Raw genomic sequence first — 9,892 nt, forward strand, 5'->3', positions numbered from 1 at the left:
ATCTGTTTTAGGAGTTCCTGTGAGTCCAATGGTAGCTCCCATCCAAAAATTGGCTGCTTAAACTCAAGAAATGAGAGGTTGCTAAAAAATTAGAGGCTGAATCATTACGAATAATGACACAGCCCCTCAATACTCCAGATCAATATACTTGCACAATCTCTCCAATGTGGTTGACACGCACCTTTGTCATACCTTGTTCTATCAACTCGTGCACTTTTTTTAGACCTTTTCTCATCCAAGTAACATCTTTAAGTTCTCGGATTTCTTCCACCATTGTATCCAGATGATGCCTAAAATAATAGTCACCATCAGAAAACTTCTGCACTCTAAATAGATGTTTGCTTATCAGATGGTAATTGTTCTTATCCATTAAATTGCAACTTCTTGGATCAAAACCTGTCTCTGGATCGGGCATAACGACATACTCATTTTGCTTCAATGTAAGCAAATGCTTCCATCCTAAGTGCTCATTATAATGCTCGTTAAAGATCGGCAATCCTTCCAGTGCAGTTTGCGTTGCTTCATAAAAAGAGACTAACACTTCATGTATTTCACCCTCTTTATCCAAGAAAAAGGAGACATGATGATTGTTTCCCAATGCCACAAAATCCACTGGTAATGTTTTTTGATTGTGATCTAAAATACAGACACCATCTTTATCCTTTTTAGAATGAATAGCTACCACCTTATTAGGACCTTTGATGGTCACCTTTTTAACTGTAATGCCTCCCTTCTTATCTTCATGTAGATAAATTGGGTTCTTCTCCAGGTCGCTGAAAGCCTCTTTCTTATCTCCATCACATTCGTCGAGTCTCCTCTGAAGTGCCTTTTTTACATATGGATTGATAACCTGCTCTATCTTCAAATCCGGAGTTACATCCTTTTTGATAGTATAGACATCTTCAAACCAAACCAATTTTACTTTTTCCGGAAGCTGTATCTCTTCATTTTCATCTAAAAAGATTGGATTCTTTTTGGGACTATTTTTACCTGTGAAGGCCTTTTTGGGATCATTATCAAACTCCTCCAACCTCTTCATCAAAGCATTCCTTTCGGCCTCATTCGCCACCATCTGTACCGTTTCTTGATCAAAAGTTGATCCAACCTTCAGATACTTTGTGACATATGTTTTTTTCTTTCCATAAATGGTCTCTTTATGAAGTTGTCCACGCGGAGTCAATTGAGAAACTAACATATGTTTTCCGTTTTTCAATGAAATCTTATTTACATTCGGCGTAACCACTTTTGTTTTAGATTTGATTGAAACCAATATCTCATCCAAATATTTTTTGGCCTCTTTCCTAAAAGATTTCATTTCAAATGGAGGTTTGATATGTCTTCGACCTCTACTATCTACTATGGTAACTTTTTCTTTCAATCTTGAAGCAAGCGATTCTTTCTCATCTCCTTGATTAAGCAAATTGAGATATTGGATTAGACTTCTGGAGGTAAAGGCTACCGTGAGCGCATCCATCGCATGATGTCTATGGTCATTTCTTTTGGACCAATTCTGGATTCGGCCAAACTCATTGCCATCCTTGTCTTCAAGAATTTCGATCAGACCAAGCTTCTTGTATTTGTCCCAATTAAGTTCTTTCATCACATTGACAAGCTGCCATTCTTCTCTCAATCGAGCTGTGATACTTCCGGAAGTGGCAAAAACATCTGGAACGAAATCTTCAAGCATCTCAAGAGCTTTTCTTGAGATATACTGTGTATTCCTCATGTCTCTACTAACAAAATCCTCAGGAATCTCCTCCTCCCTCATCAAAAGTCTGTTAGCCTTTGCCTTTGAGATATCCTCGTTTTTCAGCAATCTTTCGACACGAGCTTTGAATGAATTGAGTCCCTCTTTACCATATTCTTCTTCAATATAATCTATTGCTGTACGGTTGCTCTTCTTCAAATTGCAATCCCGATGTACAATTGTCTTATTTACAAATGAGTCATCAAAAAGTCTTGCTTGCGGAACAATGTGTTCAATATCATAGTTATGAGAAAACAACTCCGTCCTGTCAATGTAATTATCACAATACAGACATTTGTACGCATTATTTTTCAGCTCTTCATATAATCGATACCTTATGATGTCATTTCTGCTCGGATTAGTAAGGCCAAATGGAGATTGCATAAGAATATCCTTTATTCTTGCATTATTTTTCTGCGCTTTTGCAATTTCAGTAGTAGCTCTTTGTCTCTCCCTTGAGCTACTCTTCAAATCTCTGGACAACTCAACTCTCACTGCATCCGGCTTGCCATAAGTTGATGCAATCTGGTTGATCACATGGACCATCTGATTCAAAATCTTCTCAACCACAGGATTTCTAAGACTATTCTTCGGAACTATTGGCAACTTGTCAAGATATATTTTCTCCTTAATCTCTTGCTTGGTAAGCGACCTCTTTGAATGCTTATATCCTGCATCCTCACAGGCTTCACTATACTGTCTTCCCTCTTTAAGGTAAGGTAAGATTTTTCGCATTGCTTTTGTTGAGAGATTACCATAATCTTCTACAAATTTTATCTTAATAATAATCTTTGCATCCTCTTCATCTTCTATATTAAGAAGCTTCATCACCTTCTTAATAAGCGAATCTACCCCACTCCTTGAATTATCCGATTCATAAGAATACAGCAGATGCCACAAAAGAAAAGACTTTTGTTTGTTTGGATCTTTGGATGAATCAAAGAAGAGAAATGATCCATCTATATTTTTGAGATCCAGGAATTTCTTCACCATCACCATATCTTTTTCCCGATACTTAGAAACAAACTTATTGGTCCATCTGGGGTCTCTCTCAACAATTCGTTTCGCAGCTTCATAAAAAGCCGACAAAGTTGTATTTCCTTGGATCTCCTCAAAATTGATATCCCTATTAGCATCTCCAGACCAAAGCAACTTGATTAAATCCTTTTTTGTAATCTTATCCGAATAGGTAAGATACCGGGATAATATATTTTTATCCTCTATTGTCAAAGGAGTGTCATTCGGCCCAATCAGCGATCCCATTTTAATATCGTTGATTTTCTGCCAAATTTTGAATTCTTGGAAATATGGTGAAGACTTGGGAGCTACCCTAAGTCCATTGATTTTTGTTTTTACTTTTCCATCAATCGTCACCTTGACTTCTCTACTCTCAAATTCACAATAGTCAATAAGCCCCTTTTTACTCTTGAGGGGTCTTTGATAAAAGATTATACGATTCTTAATCTTATCCTTAAACTCGGGTGTCAATTCTTTGTGATACTTTGACTGCACTCCCCATATTACTTCGAATTCTTTTTCATAATCTTGTCTATAAAAAACAAGATTCTTAAGCGTATTATGCGGATCTTCTGATATAATATCGAACAAATACTGCCCCACTGTCTTCTTCTGAAAATAGAGTTCTTTACTTCTATCAGAAATATCAGCAAGATAGCCACTGCTTGAAGATAACTCGGCATTCAATTCGGACAACACTAAAACAAACTGAGACAAAGTCAGTTGTTTATCGATTGCTTCACTTCGCCATAGGTAAATTTGTTTAAGAGCATCCTTAGCTTTAAGATCCTCAACCTTAATGTTATGTGCCGCATAAAAATAGGCCGTAGTCTCTCTCTTATTCTTCAAATGCACCTTTCTAAACACCTCATCCGTCAAAAGATCGGGATAATATTGTGCTTGTGTGTTCCAAATAAGTTCTCGTTCTCTCAAAAGATCCGATTTAAAAAACTGCGGCAAATTCTTCTTAATAAATTTATCGCACTTCTTTGCTAATTCATAGCAATAAACACCGGGTGTAATGCCTCGCTCGATGAGTTCAATAGCGACTGACATACTATCTAAAGAATCATCTTCCGATAGCCCTTCATCAGAGGATTTTCTGCTACTCTTATATCCGCGCTTCTTATTAATCATAAACAAGACCTTCGCAAAATCTTCAAGACTTATCTTTTCTGAAGCTGCAGCTGCCCTCAATTTAAGAGTTTCAAAAGTTGTTGAATCCCCATCTTCAGATAAGATGGTATCATCATCAATCCACCCCAAAGATTTAAGTAAACTTTTTAGATTACGACGTCTAAGCTTATAGCGATGTATATTTCGTCGCATCGAACGTCTAAGTTGTCGATTTGCATTAGTTGTTATACTGTTGCCCTTTTCAAAATCAGATTCCTCATCTGTTGTAAGTGGAATAACTCTGACTCCCAACCTAACAATAGAAGATTTTTCATCGTTGGATTCAGCCTCATTGACCAAAGCCCATCCAATACTTGTGGAACCGAGATCAAGTCCTAATACTCTTTTCATTTGGATTGCATTTAGTAATGTTTTTGTAAACTTAATAAATATTATTCGTACCATTAGGTATAAGTTGTACTTATATGATGTTTAAAGTTCTTAATAGGGATGATAAATCGATCTAAATAATCAACATTAAAAACTTTTTTGCAATAAAACATTGCATATATAGAAAAAAGCCCTACCTTTGTGTTACGAAATTGAAGCAATTCACAATAAGGATTATTCCGATGTGAAAACATTAAGAATGGTCGACGTCGATAGATGTCGATCATTTTTTTATATCACATCATAAGCCATTGAAAAGTCTAAAGAACACATCTCATACATTTCAATTCGCCTCAATATTAAGTACATATATTCTGTCTTCAATATACTTAAGCAACCATCCATTATAACAATGATTGTCACGACAAAATCACACGCTATTATAATTATGCTTTTGAGTGATAATCAGACTGATTTTTACGCATCAAATAGATATATATGAGCAAAAAATAAGTCTTTATTTATGCTTAATCCACCTCATATTAGATAAATAATATAAATATAATTAACCTGTTTCAAGTATGAAAACAGCCCTTTTTTGATCTAAAAAGAGACTTACTCTCTACAAAAGACAAACAAGATAGGACGAAATCGTCCTATCTAAATGTTAATATATGTATAGACATCTTTTTTTGAACAAGTTTACGGCTTAAAAACCCTCTTCAGGCTGCTTTTTTTGGAAGGTCGCGCGACTTGCAATCCATTCTCGCGCGACTTTGAACCTAAACTCGCGCGAGGTTGCACTTGAAGTAGCGCGACTTCACATGTCAAGGTCGCGCGACAACGGATCGATAGTCGCGCGAGAACAGATTGCTTCTCGCGCGACCTTACTTGTTAAAATAGCGCATAAATAAAGCCCGTTTCGTACTAATAAAACGGGCTAAGTCGGTAGAAGGTCAGAAACCCCTAACCCCTGAATATTGGGATTTCAGTATAAATTAGTGTTGTTTGAGTAGCTTTTTGAGTTGTATTTAAAGTAACAGTATTTAACAGACAAAGGTCTTTCCTAATGAGCTTCACAGCCCATCTACAAAGACTATTCATGAGATCGTATTTGCTTATTATAGAGGCTGCCATTTGTACCCCACTAATAAGACATACCTTACCCCCTTGGAGGAATGCTCCTGCAAGCGAAAAAGCTATCAAAAGTATGGTAAGTATTATGCTTATCTCCATGTATCTTATTCTTTATGAGTGACTAAGATACTAAAAAGTATCCACTTCCGCAATGATGCCCCTTTTGATTCACATTGCTACAAAGGCTGTAGTTTCTCAAAAGTAACTTCTTATAAATTCACAATAAATTTAGCAAAGAAACTTCTTCCCGGCGTTATTGGAGCCAGCATAGACACATGATCAGTTCGATAATCGAATATATTGTCAACCCCTAAACTCAAGGTATACTTATCAACCAATTTTTGATTGACAGTTAACCTTGAAACAAAATAAGATTGATAATGAACAAACTCTGACTTTTGCTCCTTTGAAGTAAAATCCTGGGCAATAACATTGGTATCAAAACCGGAATGGAACTTACCCATCAAAGAGATATCCAAAAGATACTTTTGGGAAGAATAAACATATGATATCTGACCATTTAAGCTATGAGGACGAGCTGAAGCAACACTGATAGTCTGTCCTACAATATCCACATTTGCCTTTTCATGGACATACGAATAATTAGCAGATAGTCTTAAAGACTCAAGTGGTTTCCAGATAGCATTAAACTCAATACCAAACACCGGACTTGATCCAGTAGCATTGTGATAATGAATATTGTATTGCTCATCCTGTGTCTGCAAAATCTTATGTCTAAACCATGTATATTGAGCACTGGCCGACAAAGACAATCTTCCCTTTGTATACTCTGTACCAAAATTGAGTTGATGAGCCCGCTCCGGCTTTAGGTTGGGATTACCAAATATTTTAAATCCTCCACCATTCTCATGATACCAATTGAAGTAAAGTTCCATAATGGTCGGAGCCTTAAAGGCCCACGCATAGCCACCTCTTATTTTGAAATTACCAAGATCAGAGAAGAATCCTAATTTGGGTGATACATTCACGCCATAAGCAGAATGCCAATCCAATCTTGCCCCATAAATCATATTAAACTTATCATGTATCTCATGCATTGCCTGCCCAAACAACACCCCCCATTTAGCCCAAGTCATCTTCTGCAAACCTGATATTTGAAAAGACTTCATCCCTTCAGCATGGTATTCAACACCAACATTTATATTAAAATCATCACCACAAACACGATCATTTTGAAGCCTTACCATTGTAAGATAGTTTTTGTATGCGGTTGAATCTGCCGTATGGACCAATGGAAATTCCACACTCCTTATACTAATATCCTGATTAGTCGAGAGAGTCCATGAGGAATGATCATTGGGTTTGAATACTCCGCTAATATATCCATTGATAGTTTGATTAATTTGATTCTCATAGATCGAATTGAACTGCTTACGATTAGTAAATCCCAAATTGGCATTCAACTTAAATGATTTTGATGGAGACCATTGGAGTTTCTCCCCTATTCTCCAAACCTTATTGCGAGGCACATAGGTAGAATCGCTCTTTGATTGGGCATAGATATGATATCCTTTCGCATCGCTATAAGATGCCGAAGTCATACTTCTTATACCATTACGATTTATCCCAATCTCTGCAAAAGAGGAATAATGCCCCGGCTGATTGAACCCCAAAGATGCAAACAAAGAGAAGGGCTTACGACTTGTCTTTGTGATGATATTGACTACCCCGGCAATGGCATTCGAACCATAAAGAGCACTACCTGCCCCTTTAACAACCTCTATACGCTCTATCTGATCAGGAGAGATACGTTGTAAATCAATATTTCCATTATTTTGCCCCGAAAGTTCCTCCCCATCTATCAAAAAAAGAATATAACCGGATTCAAATCCTTGCATCTTAATACTGGTCTGTCCTCCATGATTAGAAAACTCGACTCCAGGTATTTCGTATTCAAGCAAATCCTTAACTGAAGGAGCATTGACCCTTTGAATATCAGAGTTCGATATCAACTTGGTCACAATGGGAGCACATGACAAAGTCTTCTCTGTTCGTGTAGCAGTAACTGTAACCCCTTCTAAATTAAGATAGTCATGCTGTAGGGAGAAATTCACCACCTGTTTCCCAAGTTGATCTATCTTTCGTACAATCGTCTTATATCCCATACATCTTACTACGACAGAGACAGTGTGCTTACCACGAGGCAAGACACATTGTAAGATGTATTTGCCTTCTGCATCGGTAATTGTACCTACCTGCGATCCATCAACAGATATCGTAACGCCCGGAAGAAGCTCTCCACTTGTCGCATCAGTAATTTTACCGCTCAGAAGAAGATTTCGTGATTGCGCAGAAGCCGATAAAGAAATAATCGAAAGCAATGCAATGATTAGAAACAACCTATAGCCGAATTTCATAATAAGAGATTGATAATTTAAAGAAGGAGTAATAGACTTTAACCCTAATTTGTCGATAGAAAGTGCCTACAAAAACATTTTGAAACGATTTTGGCATCTACTAATGGTTTGTCATCCGATTTTCTATCCAAACATTCCAAAGTCATTTGTTCGAATTTAATCGTAAGGGAAAATAACGAAGTTGCTTGATTATGTTTAGAAAACATTTTAGGAATCTGCTTCTGCCAATAACCAACCAACCTCGTTGATTGGACGAACATCAGAGCTTTTCTATTCGCAAGGTCAGTGTTTTCATCAGCTTACCCATTTTGTCAAAGATGGAAATAGTCTGCATCTTGTACATTGTTTTTCCATCAGCAGCACAAACGATAAAAACATGATTATTTTGTTCGAAAGCCTCTCGAGGACGTCTCTCTGCAATCATCTTCTGAAAATCTATTGTAAATGTATTGAGACCTGTAGCATACTGATCCTCATGTATCATTTCACCGGTTGGTCCCTTTGTCCTATCTGCCGCCACAATAATAGAGGTCAATTTATTCCCAATCATATCACTGTGAGGAGTAGTAATGGAAACAGAGGCAAAATCAGTCGTTCCAGTTTCAAAGATTGCAGCTTTTCCCGGAAAACCTTCAGAGCCATTAACCCGAATATCTCCAATATGAAAGGCAATATCCCATTCATGAGACTCTTTTGCCTGATCTTCGGTGAGAGGGATGCTTTTGTTTCCATCAAAAGTAAAATAGACCCACTTATCAAGGGGAGGAATGGCCACTTCTACACCTTGGATAGACTCTTCTTTCTTCTCATCTTTACTACAAGATGAAAATGACACAACCATCAGTGCAATTGCACTAATTAAATAACAATTAATCTTCATAGATAGACTTATTTTTAAATTCTTAGGAGTCGTGTGGTATTCACCACAAAACTTGCTCCATATTTTTAGAAACAGACAAATCGTTTTCAATATATTGCCTATCAACCCAATTGACAAATACATTATAACATATTTGTTATCAATATATTACATCAAAAGATAGATTACAATACCATTCCTTTGACAAAAGTATAAATAGAATGATTTACACCAAATTAATTAGACCAAAACAGACCTTTATTAGGAAAAACAAAATGCTATTTCTCCATAAAATGCACAAGAAGACAGAGAATCAAAGCTCTGAATATCTAAATGTCAATTTAGCACCTTTATGCATGGGTTGACCTTGTGAGTTATATGCAGATTCAAATTGCATCTTATATAATTTATCACCCTTTGCAGATCGAACAATCATAACATTCCTATTCACTTGATAGACCTTTTCAAGATCAGGCATATTCTCAGTCAAAAACTCAAAAGAGTGAAGTGGACAAATGTACTTTTCTGCGTCTTCAAAATTTCCCATCTGAAGAGCCTTCCAATGAATATCTTGAAGTTTATTGTGAAGGAAATTCACCTTAGTTTCCTTAGTAACAGCATCAAAGTCTTCAATCCCCGTGTCAGCAATAACTGCTTGTCCCCTGAATCCCTCAGGACCATTAAGTTTTATATACTCTCTATTAAATGCGAGTTCCCAACCAAGCCCCTCTTTTGGTTCTTCATTTTGCGATTTTTCAACAATTTTTCCTTCCTCAAATGAAAAGAAAACCCAGAAGCCATATTCAGAGGCATCTAACTTTTCAATTGTTTTCACCGTGGATGTTTGTGAAGGTGCCGGCGTCACAGGTACCTCCGGCTTAGTAGAATCAGGAATCTTTTCATTGTCTTTTCCACAAGAACAAAGCATTAGAGCTAACGCAACAATCAAAACAATACAATTCTTTTTGATCATAATAATTTAGATTTAATAAATACCATTCTCAAAGTCGTATTCAATTCAAATACTCCAACGACTTCTAATACGATTGCAAAATTCCCTCTAATTAGACAGATAGTCCATACCCATATTAAGGTAGATTTGAGGTAAACAATAACACATAATGGGTAGTATCCCAAAAAGTGTGTAAAGGAGATTTATCTTTGAGTCAAAATTAATCATTTCCTTTCATTGTTTAGTTCATCCGTCAGGCGGGCATGAAAAACACCGGGGGGATTGGCGTCCGCCCG

Annotated in this window: 5 protein-coding genes; all 5 read right to left on the reverse strand. The window is 36.8% G+C overall.

The genetic code is table 11. The annotated features are described in order from the left end of the window. Positions 1 to 139: 139 nt before the first annotated feature. The 5 genes from cas9 to ACFO3G_RS05050 all read right to left on the reverse strand — a co-directional run bounded on the left by cas9 (position 140) and on the right by ACFO3G_RS05050 (position 9,617). Positions 140 to 4,291, reverse strand: a complete 4,152-nt coding sequence (gene cas9, locus ACFO3G_RS05030) for a type II CRISPR RNA-guided endonuclease Cas9 (protein ID WP_380078570.1) — start codon at positions 4,289 to 4,291, stop codon at positions 140 to 142. Positions 4,292 to 5,236: 945 nt separating this feature from the next. Then, positions 5,237 to 5,506 (reverse strand): hypothetical protein, encoded by a 270-nt coding sequence (locus ACFO3G_RS05035; protein ID WP_380078572.1) that lies wholly within the window; start codon positions 5,504 to 5,506, stop codon positions 5,237 to 5,239. A 110-nt stretch (positions 5,507 to 5,616) separates the two neighbouring features. After that, complete coding sequence (locus tag ACFO3G_RS05040) at positions 5,617 to 7,785, reverse strand: TonB-dependent receptor (protein ID WP_380078574.1); 2,169 nt, start codon at positions 7,783 to 7,785, stop codon at positions 5,617 to 5,619. A 259-nt stretch (positions 7,786 to 8,044) separates the two neighbouring features. Further along, a complete protein-coding gene (locus ACFO3G_RS05045) occupies positions 8,045 to 8,665 on the reverse strand; it encodes an HmuY family protein (RefSeq protein WP_380078576.1) in 621 nt (206 codons plus the stop codon). 292 nt (positions 8,666 to 8,957) lie between these two features. Then, on the reverse strand, positions 8,958 to 9,617 hold the full coding sequence (locus ACFO3G_RS05050; RefSeq protein ID WP_380078578.1) for an HmuY family protein: 660 nt from the start codon (positions 9,615 to 9,617) through the stop codon (positions 8,958 to 8,960). Between the last annotated feature and the right edge of the window lie 275 nt (positions 9,618 to 9,892).

This window comes from Falsiporphyromonas endometrii, from assembly GCF_042654485.1.
GTDB classification, from domain to species: Bacteria; Bacteroidota; Bacteroidia; order Bacteroidales; family Porphyromonadaceae; genus Porphyromonas; species Porphyromonas endometrii.

Bases quoted from the DNA above. Each gene is read 5' to 3' on its own strand.
- cas9 (WP_380078570.1), bottom strand. From the start codon at position 4,291: ATGAAAAGAGTATTAGGACTTGATCTCGGTTCCACAAGTATTGGATGG.
- ACFO3G_RS05035 (WP_380078572.1), bottom strand. From the start codon at position 5,506: ATGGAGATAAGCATAATACTTACCATACTTTTGATAGCTTTTTCGCTT.
- ACFO3G_RS05040 (WP_380078574.1), bottom strand. From the start codon at position 7,785: ATGAAATTCGGCTATAGGTTGTTTCTAATCATTGCATTGCTTTCGATT.
- ACFO3G_RS05045 (WP_380078576.1), bottom strand. From the start codon at position 8,665: ATGAAGATTAATTGTTATTTAATTAGTGCAATTGCACTGATGGTTGTG.
- ACFO3G_RS05050 (WP_380078578.1), bottom strand. From the start codon at position 9,617: ATGATCAAAAAGAATTGTATTGTTTTGATTGTTGCGTTAGCTCTAATG.